The 14,964-nt window shown below is 62.3% G+C and carries 8 protein-coding genes and 2 riboswitches; of the genes, 7 read left to right on the forward strand and 1 reads right to left on the reverse strand.

From position 1 onward, the window contains the following. Positions 1-4 precede the first annotated feature (4 nt). The 6 genes from N554_RS0100995 to ftsH all read left to right on the forward strand — a co-directional run bounded on the left by N554_RS0100995 (position 5) and on the right by ftsH (position 8,762). On the forward strand, positions 5-2,350 hold the full coding sequence (locus tag N554_RS0100995; RefSeq protein ID WP_029581762.1) for a putative bifunctional diguanylate cyclase/phosphodiesterase: 2,346 nt from the start codon (positions 5-7) through the stop codon (positions 2,348-2,350). Positions 2,351-2,532: 182 nt separating this feature from the next. Then, positions 2,533-3,276 (forward strand): N-acyl amino acid synthase FeeM domain-containing protein, encoded by a 744-nt coding sequence (locus tag N554_RS0101000; protein WP_029581763.1) that lies wholly within the window; start codon positions 2,533-2,535, stop codon positions 3,274-3,276. A gap of 295 nt (positions 3,277-3,571) precedes the next feature. After that, positions 3,572-4,066, forward strand: coding sequence for a peptidoglycan-associated lipoprotein Pal (gene pal, locus N554_RS0101005; RefSeq protein ID WP_029581764.1), 495 nt, complete (start codon positions 3,572-3,574; stop codon positions 4,064-4,066). Between the two features lie 317 nt (positions 4,067-4,383). Continuing rightward, a complete protein-coding gene (gene ybgF, locus N554_RS0101010) occupies positions 4,384-5,415 on the forward strand; it encodes a tol-pal system protein YbgF (protein WP_029581765.1) in 1,032 nt (343 codons plus the stop codon). Positions 5,416-5,491: 76 nt separating this feature from the next. Next, a complete protein-coding gene (gene tilS / locus N554_RS0101015; RefSeq protein WP_029581766.1) occupies positions 5,492-6,625 on the forward strand; it encodes a tRNA lysidine(34) synthetase TilS in 1,134 nt (377 codons plus the stop codon). A 220-nt stretch (positions 6,626-6,845) separates the two neighbouring features. Beyond that, on the forward strand, positions 6,846-8,762 hold the full coding sequence (ftsH, locus tag N554_RS0101020; RefSeq protein WP_029581767.1) for an ATP-dependent zinc metalloprotease FtsH: 1,917 nt from the start codon (positions 6,846-6,848) through the stop codon (positions 8,760-8,762). 131 nt (positions 8,763-8,893) lie between these two features. Here the strand turns inward: ftsH and metE are convergent, their stop codons facing one another. After that, positions 8,894-11,275 (reverse strand): 5-methyltetrahydropteroyltriglutamate--homocysteine S-methyltransferase, encoded by a 2,382-nt coding sequence (gene metE, locus N554_RS0101025; RefSeq protein ID WP_051677224.1) that lies wholly within the window; start codon positions 11,273-11,275, stop codon positions 8,894-8,896. Between the two features lie 107 nt (positions 11,276-11,382). After that, positions 11,383-11,596: riboswitch (cobalamin riboswitch) on the reverse strand. Positions 11,597-11,707: 111 nt separating this feature from the next. Further along, positions 11,708-11,926, forward strand: a riboswitch (cobalamin riboswitch). A gap of 124 nt (positions 11,927-12,050) precedes the next feature. On the opposite strand from metE, the gene N554_RS0101030 reads away from it, so the two are divergent. Continuing rightward, entirely contained in the window at positions 12,051-14,963 is a 2,913-nt protein-coding gene (locus tag N554_RS0101030; protein WP_029581769.1) for a ribonucleoside-diphosphate reductase subunit alpha, read from the forward strand. Position 14,964: the final 1 nt, after the last annotated feature.

Below are 14,964 nucleotides of genomic sequence, written 5' to 3' on the forward strand. Positions count from 1 at the left end.
CCCAATGCAGCTTGCTGGCCAGACCCGAGACCCCGATCAGAAGATGTCGCCGACGATTTACGCGGCGCTCGTCGATTCGCTTTTTCAGAACCCCGCGCCGATGTTCACGGGCGCCGTCTTTGCTGCAATCGCCGCCGTTATGACGGCGCTAAAGTCTGGCGGCAATTGGCTCTGGCCGTGCGCCGCACTTCTCATCGTGACCGGCGCGGTCCGTGCATTCGACATGCACGAGTACAAAACGCGCAAAACCACCACTCTGACCTCCGATGAGGCCGCGCGTTGGGAGACACGCTATCAGGTCGGGGCGATGTTCTATGCGATCGCGCTGGGAATATGGTGCTTCCTCGCCTTGACGAGCACTAACGACGCCGTCGCTCACATGATCTGCATTGCTGTCACTACCGGCTACATGGCGGCTGGCGTGGGCCGGACATACGGCCGGCCGTGGATATTCCATGTGCAGATCGTGCTTGCCTGCGGCCCTATGACGATAGGGCTCGCGTTGCATGGCGATCCCTACTACATCGGAATGGCATGTCTGAGTGCGTTGTTCTTTATCGCACTCAGGCAAATCACGACGAGCCTGCAGAAGATATTCGTGCGGGCGCTTGTTGCGCGCGAGGGCGAGGCGGCGCTGGCCAACCAGTTCGACACCGCGTTGAACAATATGCCGCATGGTTTATGCATGCTCGGCGCCGATGGCCGGCTTGCGGTCGTGAATCATCGCTTCACCGAAATGATGCGTCTATGCGACGATCTCTTGCATCGCAATGCGACCGCGCCTGACATGGTTTCGGCATGCGTCAGCGCCGGATCGATCTCGGCTGCGAGCGGAAATGTGATCCTCTCGGAAATCGAGAATTCGCAGGCGAGAGACATCATCACCACCGATCCCGACGTCAATAGCAGCCGATCGCTATCCTGGACATTTCAGCCGATGTCCGGCGGCGGCACCGTCGTGCTGGTGGAAGACATCACCGAACGGCGAAACGCGGAAGCGAGAATCAGTCATCTCGCGCGATACGACGAACTGACGGGGCTTCCAAACCGGGTTAACTTCCGTGACGAGATCGAACGGCTTCTCGCCATTTCTCACCACGCCGAGCGATTGTCGGCATTGTTGTTCGTCGATCTCGATCAGTTCAAGCAGGTCAACGACACGTTGGGCCATCCTTGCGGCGATCAGCTGTTGTGCGCCGTCGCCGACAGGTTGCGTGAAATGCTGCGTCCGGAGGACTTTGTGGCGCGGTTTGGCGGCGACGAATTCGTGGTGTTCCAGCAAGACATCAAATCCACCGAGGACGCCGCCGTTCTCGCCCGGCGAATCGTCGATCGCCTCAGCGAACGTTATAGGATCGACAATCATTTGGTGGAGATCGGCGCCAGCGTCGGCATAGCCTTGACATCTCCGCCCGACATCAGCGCCGATACGCTATTGAAAAACGCGGACATGGCGCTCTATCGCGCCAAGGCGGACGGCCGCGGAACCTTCTGTTTCTTCCGCGACGAGATGGCGCAAACCGTCGAGGCCCGCCGCATTCTGGAACTAGACCTGCGCACGGCCCTGGCCAACGAGCAATTCGAGCTGTTCTATCAGCCGCTCGTCAATCTCAAATCTGGTCGACTAACGACTTGCGAAGCATTGTTGCGCTGGAACCATCCGGTGCGGGGCACGGTTTCCCCGGTCGACATCATCCCGGTCGCCGAGGACATGGGCCTGATCGTCGATCTCGGCCGCTGGATCCTGCGCAAGGCCTGCATGGAATGCATGAAATGGCCTGAAGGCGTCAGCGTCGCGGTGAATTTCTCGCCGCAGCAATTCCATCAGCGTGACGTGCTGGGCGAGGTCCGCCACGCGCTCGAGGTCTCCGGGTTGCCGGCGAACCGTCTCGAAATCGAGATCACGGAATCCTCGCTGCTGCGCAACACCCAGCTGACCCACGACGTGCTGTCCCAATTGCGCGCGATCGGTGTGCGAATTTCGCTGGATGATTTCGGCACCGGTTATTCGAGCCTCAGCTACCTGCACAATTTCCCGCTGCAGAAGGTGAAGATCGATCGCTCCTTCCTGGAAGGTATCGACAGCGATCGCCCGCTGACCCTGTTGCGCGGTGTGGCGCGGCTCAGCGCCGACCTCGGAATGTCGGTCGTGGTCGAAGGCATCGAGACCAACGAGCAATTGGAGCTGATCAGCGCCGACGGCACCGTGACCGAGGCGCAGGGTTACCTGTTCAGCCGCCCGGTGCCGGCGGTGCGGGTGCGGCAGTTGCTGAACGCGTCGCACGGCCGCCGCCCGCCGGAAGACCAACTGATCGCCCTGCCGTCCAGGTCGATCGCGCAAAGAATCTGACAGCTCACGGGAATTATTTTCCTCAATGCGCCATGTGGCGCCCTTTTTTTGAGCTATCTGCGCCATGCGGCACGATTTTTGAGCTGTTTTAACCCTAGTCACGCGATCTCTTTGCACCCTCGTTAAGAAGCTGTTAATCTTTTCCGTACCCGCGTAAGTTGTTGGGAGGTAAGGAGTATCGCATGAGGTCCGCGGCCGAAAATACTACTGCGGCGTTTGCAAAGAAGTCGGACCTTCTGGACCAAGTCGACTATCGTCTTGCGGAGACGTCAGAGGAAAAGGACGAGATCTACCGTCTGCGCTACCGCGCCTATCTGCGCGAGGGTGCGATCCTGCCGTCGGAGTCGCAGCGAGTCAGCGATGAATACGACAATGCGCCGAATACCTGGATCTTTGGTGTCTACCTTTACGGAGAACTTTGCAGCTCAATTCGTGTGAGCGTGGTGACGTCGGAATGGCGGATGTCGCCATCGGTTGAGCTGTTTGGCGAGCTGCTTCATCCCGAGCTTGACAAGGGTCGGGTTTTTATCGATCCGACGCGCTTTGTTGCCGATCCCGACCAGGCGAAGCGTTTCCCGGAACTTCCCTATGCAACCGTCAGGTTGGGTTATGTCGCAGGCGTACACTTCAACGCCGATGTCGGACTAGCCCTCGTCCGTCCGGAGCATCAGGCGTTTTACCGCCGCCTGTTTCTGCAAGAAACCTGGGGCGAGCCGAGATTGCTCACGGGGCTTTTGAAGCCGGTTGGATTGATGGCAGCACATTATCCAACCCTGCGCGCGAAGGTATTTGCGCGCTATCCCTATCTTCACTCGAGCGCTTTCGAACGCCGGATGCTGTTCCAACGCAACGGCGAGCATCATGCGCCGGCATCAAATGGGAGGGTCGCCACGTTTGAACGCGCATCGATCGTCCCGTATTCCTGACGGGTAGAACCGAAAGTTCTCCGTCAAAGTGGCGGATTCCCGTCCTGAGGCGCCCATTCGCCAATCCAACGCTCCATACTCGGGAATCGGCGTAACACCGATTATCCCGGCTGCACCCGCGTGCCTTCACCGTCGCGCCACATTTACAACCCATTAACCATCGCGATTGCTTTTCGCCGTTGGTCGGCATTTGATCGGGTTTGGCAACACCCCATCAAGGTTGACGGAACGTTCGCTTAACCATCGCCCTGTAGACCGGATCACGGTCGAAAAACGTGAGCGTGGAGGCTCCGGAATGAAACATCAGATGCGTATCCTCCAGGGATTGAAGCTGGCCGCGGTGCTCGCGGTGGCGCTGTCGATGGGTGCCTGTGCAAACAAGAACCCGCTCGGCGCCGACGGCGCGATGGCAAGTACGGCGGCCCCGGGCAGCCAGCAGGATTTCGTGGTCAATGTCGGCGATCGCGTGTTCTTCGAGAGCGACCAGACCGATTTGACGCCGCAGGCGATCGCGACCCTGGAGAAGCAGGCGAGCTGGCTGCAGAGCTACAACCGCTACTCCTTCACTATTGAAGGCCACGCGGATGAGCGCGGCACCCGCGAATACAACATCGCGCTCGGTGCGCGGCGCGCCCAGTCGGTTCGTACCTTCCTCGCATCACGCGGCATCGACCCGAACCGGATGCGGACGATTTCTTATGGCAAGGAACGCCCGGTCGCGGTGTGCAATGACATCTCGTGCTGGTCGCAGAACCGCCGTGCCGTCACCGTCTTGAACGCCAGCTCTTAAAGCCTCGGCTTTGCAAGGTTTGTCGCCGGCGCCTTCGGGCGCCGGTCGTGTTTTGGGCTAGTGCCGCTCAATGCCAGCACCGCTCGATGAAGTCCCGGATCACCACAATCGCGCGTTGGCCCGGGTTCGTTGTGAATGGACGATCGATCCGTGCGGCCAAGCGGTTGCTTGCTTCAGACCGAAGACTGAACCATAAGGCGCGACACGAGCGCTGAATGGGGGACAAAAGTCACATTTTTGGCGTACTCCGTCACGCAATGTGTTCCGCTTTATGTGTTCCGCTTTCGATGTCATGTCGATTTCGTTGTCAGGCCAAAATGTCATCCAGGTTTCATAGAATTACCCGCGTCGCGGCGATTGCCGCGATGCTGGCGCTTTCCTCGCAGGCGTCGGCGCAATCCGATGATGCTGACGCCGAAATGCGCGTTCAGCAGCTGGAGAATCGGCTGCGCCAACTCACCGGCCAGAATGAGGAACTGCAGTATCGCAACCGGCAGCTTGAGGAGCGCTTGAGATTGCTTCAGGGCGCGCAAGCCGCCCCCGCAGGCCAGCCGCCGGTCGCCCAGCCCAATGCCGCGCAACCCAACGTCGCCCAGCCGAGCGTCGCGGCAGTGCCGCCGATGCAGCCGAGTCCGGCTTACCGGCAGCCGCAGGTACAGCCGAACTACGACCGGCAGATTGCGGCGCCCGCACCGATCGTTCAGGAGCCGCCCGGAACACCCCAAAGCCGCCGCCGCGGCGATGCCTTCGATCCCGGCCAGAACCCCAATGCCCCGGGCGCGCCGCGCGCGCTCGGCGGCGGCCAATTGCCGATTGCCAACGAAGCACCGATCGGCGCTCCCGGCGGACGCGGCCCCGGCGAGCCGCTCGACCTTGGAAGCACCAGCCCGGGCGTGCCGGGCGGCGCCTTGCCGCCACCGCGTGGCCCCGGCACGACCGCGGCCCTGACCACCTTGCCGCCATCGGCGACCCCGAAGGACGAATTCGATCTCGGGATCGGCTACATGCAGCGCAAGGACTATGCGCTGGCCGAAGAGACCATGCGCAACTTCGCGCAAAAATACCCCAGCGATCCCTTGATCGCCGACTCGCAATACTGGCTGGGCGAGAGCTTCTTCCAGCGCCAGCAATACCGCGACGCTGCGGAAGCCTTCCTTGGCGTGACCTCCAAATTCGATAAATCGGCAAAAGCCCCGGACGCGCTGCTTCGGCTCGGACAATCGCTGGCGGCGTTGAAAGAGAAGGAAGCCGCCTGCGCGGCATTTGGCGAGGTGACGCGGAAATATCCGCGTGCTTCAAGCGGCGTCAAACAGGCTGTGGACCGCGAGCAGAAGCGGGTTAAGTGCTAAAGCCGCGCTGGGTCTATGGCGCTGTGCCTCGATCGCATATGCGGATAAACAAGCCTGGACATCAGCCGGCGACGCCATGCCTGACGACGACAATTCCCCGATCTCGGCACAGGATGCGAAACGCCTGTTCGCGGACTGGAGGGGCGTTCCTGCGGTCGTGCTCGCGGTTTCCGGCGGCCCGGATTCAATCGCGCTGATGTGGCTTGCGGCGCGCTGGCGGCGCGCCTTGGCACGCGGGCCGCGCCTAATCGCCGTCACCGTCGATCATGGCTTGCGCGCCGAGGCGGCGCGCGAGGCACGCGAGGTCAAGCGGCTGGCGCGCGCGCTCGATCTGCCGCATCGCACGATCCGCTGGACCGGCACCAAACCGAAGACCGGCTTGCCAGCCGCGGCGCGGGCGGCGCGATATCAATTGCTGGCGCGGGCCGCGCGGGCCAGTGGTGCGACGCATATCCTCACCGCGCATACCCGCGACGATCAGGCCGAGACGCTGTTGATGCGGATGTTGCGCGGCAGCGGCATCGCCGGCCTCGCGGCGATGGCGCGAGAGTCGGAGCGCGATGGCTTGCTCCTGGCGCGCCCGTTCCTGAATGTTTCGAAATCGCAGCTGATCGCGACACTGAAGAAGGCAAAGGTCCGGTTCGCCGATGATCCGACCAACCGCGACCTGAATTTTACCCGGCCTCGCATCCGCGCGGTGATGCCGGTTATCGCCGCCGAGGGCGGCGATAACCGTAATCTCGCGCGGCTGGCGTCGCGGCTTGCCAGGGCCAATGCCGCGGTGGAAGTGCTGGTCGATGGCGCCGAGCGCTATCTCGCGCTCAGGGATCGCCAAGCCTCGCAGTCGGGGCCGGGCGCCAAAGCCTTCGACGCCAAGAGCTTCGATCCCAAGAGCTTCGATCCCAACAGCTTCGATTCCAAGAGCTTCGATGCAGGGGCTTTTGCGGCTTTGCCGGAGGAAATTCGCCTGCGGCTATTGCTGCGCGCAATTAATCGACACGGCCACGAAGGGCCGGCGGAACTTGGCAAGGTTGAAGCCTTGTTGTCGGCGTTGGACCGGACGGTTGCCGAAAATGCCGCAGGGAGGGGACCAAAGCTGAGACAGACCCTTGCCGGCGCCCTGGTCAGCCTGATCAATGGCCGGATTCGTGTCGAGCCGGCCCCGCCCCGGCGCAGCCGGACGAACCGAGGCGGCCCGCATTGCGGATGACGTTGTCGTCACCATCTAGGCTCTTAACCACCCCCGGAAAACACTGTTTCACCGCCATTATTTGAGCGGGAATTGCGCTAACATGCGTTAAATAGTCCTGCGTGGTTCCCTTGGCATCGAGCGGGGCGGCACCTAGATTGTAGTGCAGTCGACCAAGGGTTTCCCTGGTGCCTGCCAAAGGACATAAGGCCGCGATCCGCGCGACCACGAAGGAAGATCGATGAACGCCAATCTGCGCAACTTCGCCCTCTGGGTTATTATTGTTTTGCTGTTGTTGGCTTTGTTCACGCTCTTCCAGAATCCTGGTCAGCGCGCGTCCTCGCAGGACATCTCGTTCTCGCAGCTGTTGACGGAAGTCGATCAGAACCACGTTCGCGACGTGGTCATCCAGGGACCGGAAATCCACGGTACCTTCACCAACGGCTCAAGCTTCCAGACCTATGCGCCGAATGACCCGACGCTGGTCTCGCGCCTGTATAACGGCAAGGTCTCGATCACCGCGAAGCCGCCCGGCGACAACGTGCCGTGGTTCGTCTCGCTGCTGGTCTCCTGGCTGCCGTTCATCGCGCTGATCGGCGTCTGGATCTTCCTGTCGCGGCAGATGCAGGGCGGCGCCGGCAAGGCGATGGGCTTCGGCAAGTCGCGCGCCAAGATGCTGACCGAGGCGCACGGCCGCGTGACGTTCGAGGACGTCGCGGGTGTCGACGAGGCCAAGCAGGACCTGCAGGAGATCGTCGAATTCCTGCGCGATCCCGGAAAATATCAACGGCTCGGCGGCCGGATTCCCCGCGGCGTGCTGTTGGTCGGACCTCCCGGTACCGGCAAGACGCTGATCGCGCGCGCGGTGGCGGGTGAAGCCAACGTTCCATTTTTCACCATCTCGGGCTCGGACTTCGTCGAGATGTTCGTCGGCGTCGGCGCCTCGCGCGTGCGCGACATGTTCGAGCAGGCCAAGAAGAACGCGCCCTGCATCATCTTCATCGACGAAATCGACGCGGTCGGCCGCCATCGCGGCGCCGGTCTCGGCGGCGGCAATGACGAGCGCGAGCAGACGCTGAACCAGTTGCTGGTCGAGATGGACGGCTTCGAGGCCAATGAAGGCGTGATCCTGATCGCGGCGACCAACCGGCCGGACGTGCTCGATCCCGCGCTGTTGCGCCCCGGCCGGTTCGACCGCCAGGTGGTGGTTCCGAATCCGGACGTGGTCGGCCGCGAACAGATCCTCAAGGTTCACGTTCGCAAGGTTCCCCTGGCGCCCGATATCAACCTCAAGACCATCGCCCGCGGCACGCCTGGGTTTTCCGGTGCCGACCTGATGAACCTCGTCAACGAGGCGGCACTTACCGCGGCACGGCGCAACAAGCGCATGGTGACGCAGGCCGAGTTCGAAGAGGCCAAGGACAAGGTGATGATGGGCGCCGAGCGCAAGTCGCTCGTGATGACCGAAGAAGAGAAGATGCTGACCGCCTATCACGAAGGCGGCCACGCCATCGTCGGCCTCAACGTGATCGCGACCGATCCGATCCACAAGGCGACCATCATTCCGCGCGGCCGTGCGCTCGGCATGGTGATGCAGCTGCCCGAGCGCGACAAGCTGTCGATGTCGCTCGAGCAGATGACCTCGCGCCTTGCCATCATGATGGGCGGCCGCGTCGCGGAAGAGCTGGTGTTCGGCCGCGAGAAAGTCACCTCTGGCGCTGCGTCGGATATCGAGCAGGCGACCCGGCTGGCGCGAATGATGGTGACGCGCTGGGGCCTGTCGGAAGAACTCGGCGCCGTGTCCTATGGCGAGAACCAGGACGAGGTTTTCCTGGGCATGTCGGTGTCGCGGACCCAGAATGCCTCTGAGGCGACCGTTCAGAAGATCGACAGCGAGATCCGCCGTCTGGTCGAAGAAGGCTACAAGGAGGCGACCAAGATACTCACCGAGAAGCGTGCCGATCTGGAAGCTTTGGCAAAGGGCTTGCTTGAATACGAAACGCTGACCGGCGAGGAGATTCAGGATCTGCTCACGGGCAAGAAGCCGAACCGCGAGTCGGTGCTGGAGCCAACCACGCCGCGCACCTCCGCGGTGCCCCCGGCCGGCAAGCCGCGCCCGCGCCCCGATCCAGGTCTGGAGCCGCAGCCGCAGGCGTGAGGCGTTTTATTCTGGGCGTTCTCTTCTGAAAGTGAAACGCGGCGGCAACGCCGCGTTTTTTGTTGTACTGCGGCTGGCGAGTTGCGTCTTCTTCATCATGACTATGGTTGGCGTCCATCCGGGCTGGTGGTTCAGGGCAGCGCGCGCAATTCACGGGCGGCGGCGACCATGTTGGTCAGCGCCGGCCGGACCTCCCCCCATTTGCGGGTCTTCAAGCCGCAGTCGGGATTGATCCAGAGCTGCGCGTCGGAAAGCCGTTGCCTCGCAAGTTTTAGCAGCTCGGTCATCTCGCCGATTTCGGGTACGCGCGGCGAATGGATGTCGTAGACGCCGGGGCCGATTTCGTTGGGATAACGGTAGCCCTTGAAGGCGTCGAGCAATTCCATTTTGGAGCGTGAGGTCTCGATCGAGATCACGTCGGCGTCCATGGCGCCGATCGCATCGATGATGTCGTTGAATTCCGAGTAGCACATGTGGGTGTGGATCTGGGTCTCGTCGCGCACGCAGGAGGAACAGATGCGAAAACTCTCGACCGCCCAGTCGAGATAATTTTGCCATTCCGATTCGCGCAGCGGCAGACCCTCCCGCAGCGCCGCTTCGTCGATCTGGATCATGCCGGCGCCGGCGGCTTCGAGATCGGCGACCTCGTCACGAATCGCGAGCGCGATCTGGCGGCAGGCCGCGCTGCGCGGAATATCGTCGCGGACGAACGACCAGTTCAGGATGGTCACGGGCCCGGTGAGCATCGCCTTCATCGGCCGTTTTGTGAGCGACTGCGCATAGGTCCACCATTCCACCGTCATCGGCCGGGCGCGCGAGACGTCCCCGAACAGCACCGGCGGACGGACGTAACGCGATCCGTAGGACTGCACCCAGCCGTGCTTGGTAAAGGCGAAGCCTGCAAGCTGCTCGCCGAAATACTGCACCATGTCGTTGCGTTCGAACTCGCCATGCACCAGCACGTCGAGACCGATATTTTCCTGCCAGCGCACGGTGCGCGCGGTCTGGTTCTGCAGGAACGTCTCGTAGGCGGCGTCGCTGAGTGCGCCCCTGGCATGCGCGGCGCGGGCATTCCTGATATCGGCGGTTTGCGGGAACGAGCCGATGGTGGTGGTCGGAAAACGCGGCAATTTGAAACGCTCGTGCTGAATTCTGGCACGCTCATTGAAGGCGCTGACGCGTTTGCCGAGTGCTGGGGTCAGTGTTGCGACCCGCTTCGCCACCGCGGCGTCATGCACCTTGGGCGACGCCTTGCGCGCCGCGGCAGCCGTGGCCGACGCGACCAAAACGTCTTTCACCGAATCCCGGCCATCAGCGAGCGCTGTGCCGAGCGTTGCAAGTTCGCCCATTTTTTGCACCGAGAAGGCGAGCCAGCCTTTCAGGTCGGAATCGAGGTCGGTCTCCAAATCCAGATCGATCGGGACATGCAGCAGCGAACAGGATGGCGAAATTTGAATTTGCCCAGCGCCGCGTCTCGCGATCACCGGCTCAAGCCGGTCGAGCATTTCAGGCAAATTCGCGCGCCAGATATTGCGGCCGTCGATGATTCCGAGCGACAGCACCAGTCCTTTGGGCGCTTTCTTCAGGACATCGTCGATCTGGTTCGGCGCACGAACCAAGTCGAGGTGAAGCCCGGCTACGGGGAGCGCCACGGCGGTGCTGAGATTGTCGCCGAGACCGCCGAAATAGGTCGTGAGCATGATCTTGAGGTCGGGCAGCGCCTCTGCGAATGTCGTATAGGCGCGGCGCAGGGCGTCGCGGGCCGCTGCATCGAGATCGAGCACCAGGCAGGGTTCGTCGAGCTGCACCCACTCCGCGCCGCTGGCGGCAAGCTCACGGAGGATTTCGACATAGACCGGCAGCAGCCGGTCCAGCAGCGACAGCGGGTCGAAGCCGGCATCGCTGCTCTTGGCGAGTTTTAGAAATGTGACCGGCCCGATCAGCACCGGCCGGGTCTGGTAGCCCAGCGCTTTGGCCTCCTGGTATTCTTCGATCGGCTTGCGCGAGGCCAGTGCAAAAGTCTGATCCTTGCGCAGGTCCGGCACCATGTAGTGGTAATTGGTGTCGAACCATTTTGTCATTTCCTGCGCGGGCACGCCGTGACCATGGCCATGACCGTGCGCGCAGGCGTCGTCATGAGCTTGCGTTTCCGATCCGCGCGCCATCGCAAAATAAGTTGCGAGCGGCACCTCGCCGCCTTTCCAGCCGTAGATTTCCGGAATGGCGCCGACCATGACGCTGGTATCGAGCACCTGATCGTAGAATGAAAAATCGTTCGACGGGATCACCGTGATGCCGAGCTTTTTCTGGCGCGCCCAGTTGGCGGCACGAAGCCCGGCGGCGGTCTCGCGCAGGGCTTTTTCGTCCGATGCGCCGGACCAGAAACTCTCCAGCGCCAGTTTTAGTTCGCGGCGCGGCCCGATGCGCGGCGTGCCGAGCGTCGCGACAGCGATAGTGGAAGCAGAAGTTGTGGAAGCAGATGATTTGGTAGCAGACGATTTGGAAGCAGACATGGCTCAACCCCAAAAGTTGGGGGCAAAGGCCAAAGTGACACGTCTGGATTCCGCAACAGCACAGTGCGCGCGGAATCGCAACCGCACCACCGGGACACCCCGCCCGAGGACGTGTATGTTGTCGAGGCAGGTCTCCTGGCTCACGGGTCGATGCTGCTGTCCGGCCTTCCCGAAACCGTGTCAGGTCTCAGTGGCATGTTTGAACAGCGGCTCACCGCTTACAGTTGCGGGGGCAGCTCCGGCTTTGGCTCAACGCCGCACCGGCTTCCCTCTTAGCTTCGGGCCGAATGAGCCCGAAGAACCACGACGGGCTCACTTACAGGCAACACGGTGCGGGCGTCAACTCGACCGGAGTTTCCGGGCTTTGTGACAGTTCAACAAATTTCTGTGGTGCAATCCTGCGCGGTGCATTGACAGGCTTCCGCGAATAACACCACATATGGGCGTCACGGTTCGCCTCGTCGCAAGACTTGGTGGCTAAGAGGGAAGCCGGTGAATTGCACCTTGTGTGCACGATTCCGGCGCTGCCCCCGCAACTGTAAGCAGCGAGTTTCGCCCGACCAGACGTCACTGATGCGTTTTCGCATTGGGAAGACCGGGCGCGATGACGACCTGCGAGCCAGGAAACCTGCCGCGACACCGAAAGAACGTCCACGGGCGGGGTGTCCGGCGGTCGCTAGCATTTTCGTGCCGGCGTTTTGCCGCCGGTATCGATGCAGCGTCCCTCCAAGGTTCCCCGCCTGATCGCAACAACGCATCATCACGGGGTCTGCCGATGTCACTCATTCCAAATCGCGAAGCCGCCAAAGCCGCGCCCTTCATCCAACTGCGTAGCGAAGCGCCTGGCACACCCGAGGCCCAGCTTCCGATGCAGGTGATCCGCCGCAACGGCACGGTCTCGAAATTTGATGCCGGCAAGATCTCGGTGGCGATGACCAAGGCATTTTTGGCGGTCGAGGGACATACCGCGGCGGCGTCGCGCCGGGTGCACGAGGTGGTCGAGCAATTGACCGGCGAGGTGGTCGGCGCGCTGACCCGCCGGATGAGCGAAGGCCGCACCTTTCACATCGAAGACGTGCAGGACCAGGTCGAACTGGCGCTGATGCGCAGCGAGCATCACAAGGTCGCCCGCGCCTATGTGCTTTATCGCGACGAGCGGACCCGGCAGCGCGCCGAGTTGCAAGCCGCCAAACCGGCAGGGCCGTCGGCCGAACCCGTCATGCACGTGACGCTCGCGAACCGCACCAGGATCCCGCTCGATCATGCGCGCCTGGCGCTGATCGTCGAGGAAGCCTGCGCCGGTCTTGACGGCGTCGACGCCGCGCCGGTTCTGGGCGAGATCCACCGCAACATCTATGACGGCATCAGCCAGGACGAGCTGGCGCTGGCATCCGTGATGGCAGCGCGCACGCTGGTGGAACAGGAGCCGAACTACGCCTATGCCAGCGCGCGGCTGCTGCTCGACAAGCTCCGCACCGAAGTGCTGTCGTTCGTGCACGGCGCGCCGATCAACGCGTCGCAGGCCGATATGGTCACGCGCTATCCGGATTATTTCCCGGCTTACATCAAGACCGGCATCAAGGCTGAATTGCTCGATCCTGATCTGGGCCGTTACGACGCCAAGCGGCTGGCGGCCGCCTTGAAGCCGGAGCGCGACCTCGCGTTCCAGTTCCTCGGCCTGCAAACCCTGTATGACCGCTATTTCCTGCACGCCGACGGCAATCGCATCGAACTGCCGCAGGCGTTCTTCATGCGCGTCGCCATGGGCCTGGCTGCCCGCGAGATCGACCGCGAGGCCCGCGCCATCGAATTCTACGATCTGCTGTCATCGTTCGATTTCATGGCTTCGACGCCGACCCTGTTCAATTCGGGAACGCTGCGACCGCAATTGTCGTCGTGCTTCCTCACCACCGTTGCCGACGATCTCGACGGCATCTTCAAATCGGTCAAGGACAACGCGCTGCTGGCGAAATATTCCGGAGGGCTGGGCAACGACTGGACCCGCGTCCGCGGCCTCGGCGCGCATATCAAGGGCACCAATGGCGAGAGCCAGGGCGTGGTGCCGTTCCTGAAAGTCGCCAACGACACCGCGATCGCCGTCAACCAAGGGGGAAAACGCAAGGGCGCGGTCTGCGCCTACCTCGAGACCTGGCATATCGACATCGAGGAATTCCTGGACCTGCGCAAGAACACCGGCGACGACCGCCGCCGCACCCACGACATGAACACCGCCAACTGGGTGCCCGACCTGTTCATGCAGCGCGTCGAGGCTGACGGCGAATGGACGCTGTTCTCGCCGGACGAGACGCCCGACCTGCATGATCTCTATGGCAAGGCGTTTGCCGAGCGCTATGCCGCCTATGAGGCGAAAGCCAAGCGGGGCGAAATCCGCGTGTTCAAGCAGGTTCGCGCCACGGATCTATGGCGGAAGATGCTGACCATGCTGTTCGAGACCGGCCATCCCTGGATCACCTTCAAGGACCCCTGCAATCTCCGCTCGCCGCAACAGCACGCCGGGGTGATCCACTCCTCAAACCTCTGTACCGAAATCACCCTCAACACCTCGGACGACGAGGTGGCGGTATGCAATCTCGGCTCGATCAACCTGCTCAACCACATCGCGGACGGCCGGCTGAACGATGCGCGCCTCAAGCGAAGCGTGACCACCGCGATGCGGATGCTCGACAACGTCATCGACATCAATTTCTACACCATCCCCGAGGCGCGGCGCTCGAACCTGCGGCATCGCCCGGTCGGGCTCGGCCTGATGGGATTCCAGGATGCGCTGCAGGTGATGCGGATTCCTGTCGCCTCCGACGCCGCTGTCGCGTTCGCCGACACCAGCATGGAGGCGATTGCGTTCCACGCCATTTCGGCTTCGGTCGATCTCGCGGCGGAGCGGGGACGATACCCGTCGTTTGAGGGCTCGCTCTGGAGCCGGGGCATCCTGCCGATCGATTCGGTTCAACTGCTGGCGGAAGCGCGCGGCGGGCTCGACGTGGACCGGACCGCGACGCTGGACTGGGGCCTGTTGCGCGAACGCGTTCAATCGACCGGGATGCGCAATTCGAACGTGATGGCAATCGCACCGACGGCCACCATTTCGAATATCTGCGGCGTGGCGCAGTCGATCGAGCCCGCCTACCAGAACCTTTATGTCAAATCCAACATGTCGGGCGATTTCACCGTCGTGAACGAATTCCTGGTCCGCGATCTCAAGGCACGCGGGCTGTGGGACGAGGTGATGGTCAACGACCTCAAATATTTCGACGGCAGCGTTGGCGCCATCGATCGCATCCCCCACGATCTCAAGGCGCTCTACGCCACCGCTTTCGAGATCGACAGCACCTGGCTGATCGAAGCCGCATCCCGGCGGCAGAAATGGATCGACCAGTCGCAGTCGCTCAATCTCTACATTGCCAATCCCTCGGGGAGGAAACTGGACGCGCTCTACCGGCTGGCCTGGTCCCGCGGCTTGAAGACCACTTATTATTTGCGCTCGCGCAGCGCCACCCATGTCGAGAAATCGACGCTGAAGGGCACCGACGGCAAGCTCAACAGCGTCGCATCGGCGACAGCGCTGTCGGCTGGCGCGCCGATCATGATGCCGCAGGCGGCGACCGCGCCGGACCTGTCCAATGCGGTGGCGTGCTCGATCGACAATCCCGAATGCGAAGCCTGCCAGTAAG

Origin of the sequence: Bradyrhizobium sp. URHD0069 (genome assembly GCF_000701345.1) — a bacterium.
In the GTDB taxonomy this organism is placed as follows: domain Bacteria; phylum Pseudomonadota; class Alphaproteobacteria; order Rhizobiales; family Xanthobacteraceae; genus Bradyrhizobium.

What these genes read in the sequence shown, in the direction of transcription:
- N554_RS0100995 (WP_029581762.1), top strand. Translation starts at nt 5, where the DNA reads ATGCAGCTTGCTGGCCAGACCCGAGACCCCGATCAGAAGATGTCGCCG.
- N554_RS0101000 (WP_029581763.1), top strand. Translation starts at nt 2,533, where the DNA reads ATGAGGTCCGCGGCCGAAAATACTACTGCGGCGTTTGCAAAGAAGTCG.
- pal (WP_029581764.1), top strand. Translation starts at nt 3,572, where the DNA reads ATGAAACATCAGATGCGTATCCTCCAGGGATTGAAGCTGGCCGCGGTG.
- ybgF (WP_029581765.1), top strand. Translation starts at nt 4,384, where the DNA reads ATGTCATCCAGGTTTCATAGAATTACCCGCGTCGCGGCGATTGCCGCG.
- tilS (WP_029581766.1), top strand. Translation starts at nt 5,492, where the DNA reads ATGCCTGACGACGACAATTCCCCGATCTCGGCACAGGATGCGAAACGC.
- ftsH (WP_029581767.1), top strand. Translation starts at nt 6,846, where the DNA reads ATGAACGCCAATCTGCGCAACTTCGCCCTCTGGGTTATTATTGTTTTG.
- metE (WP_051677224.1), bottom strand. Translation starts at nt 11,275, where the DNA reads ATGTCTGCTTCCAAATCGTCTGCTACCAAATCATCTGCTTCCACAACT.
- N554_RS0101030 (WP_029581769.1), top strand. Translation starts at nt 12,051, where the DNA reads ATGTCACTCATTCCAAATCGCGAAGCCGCCAAAGCCGCGCCCTTCATC.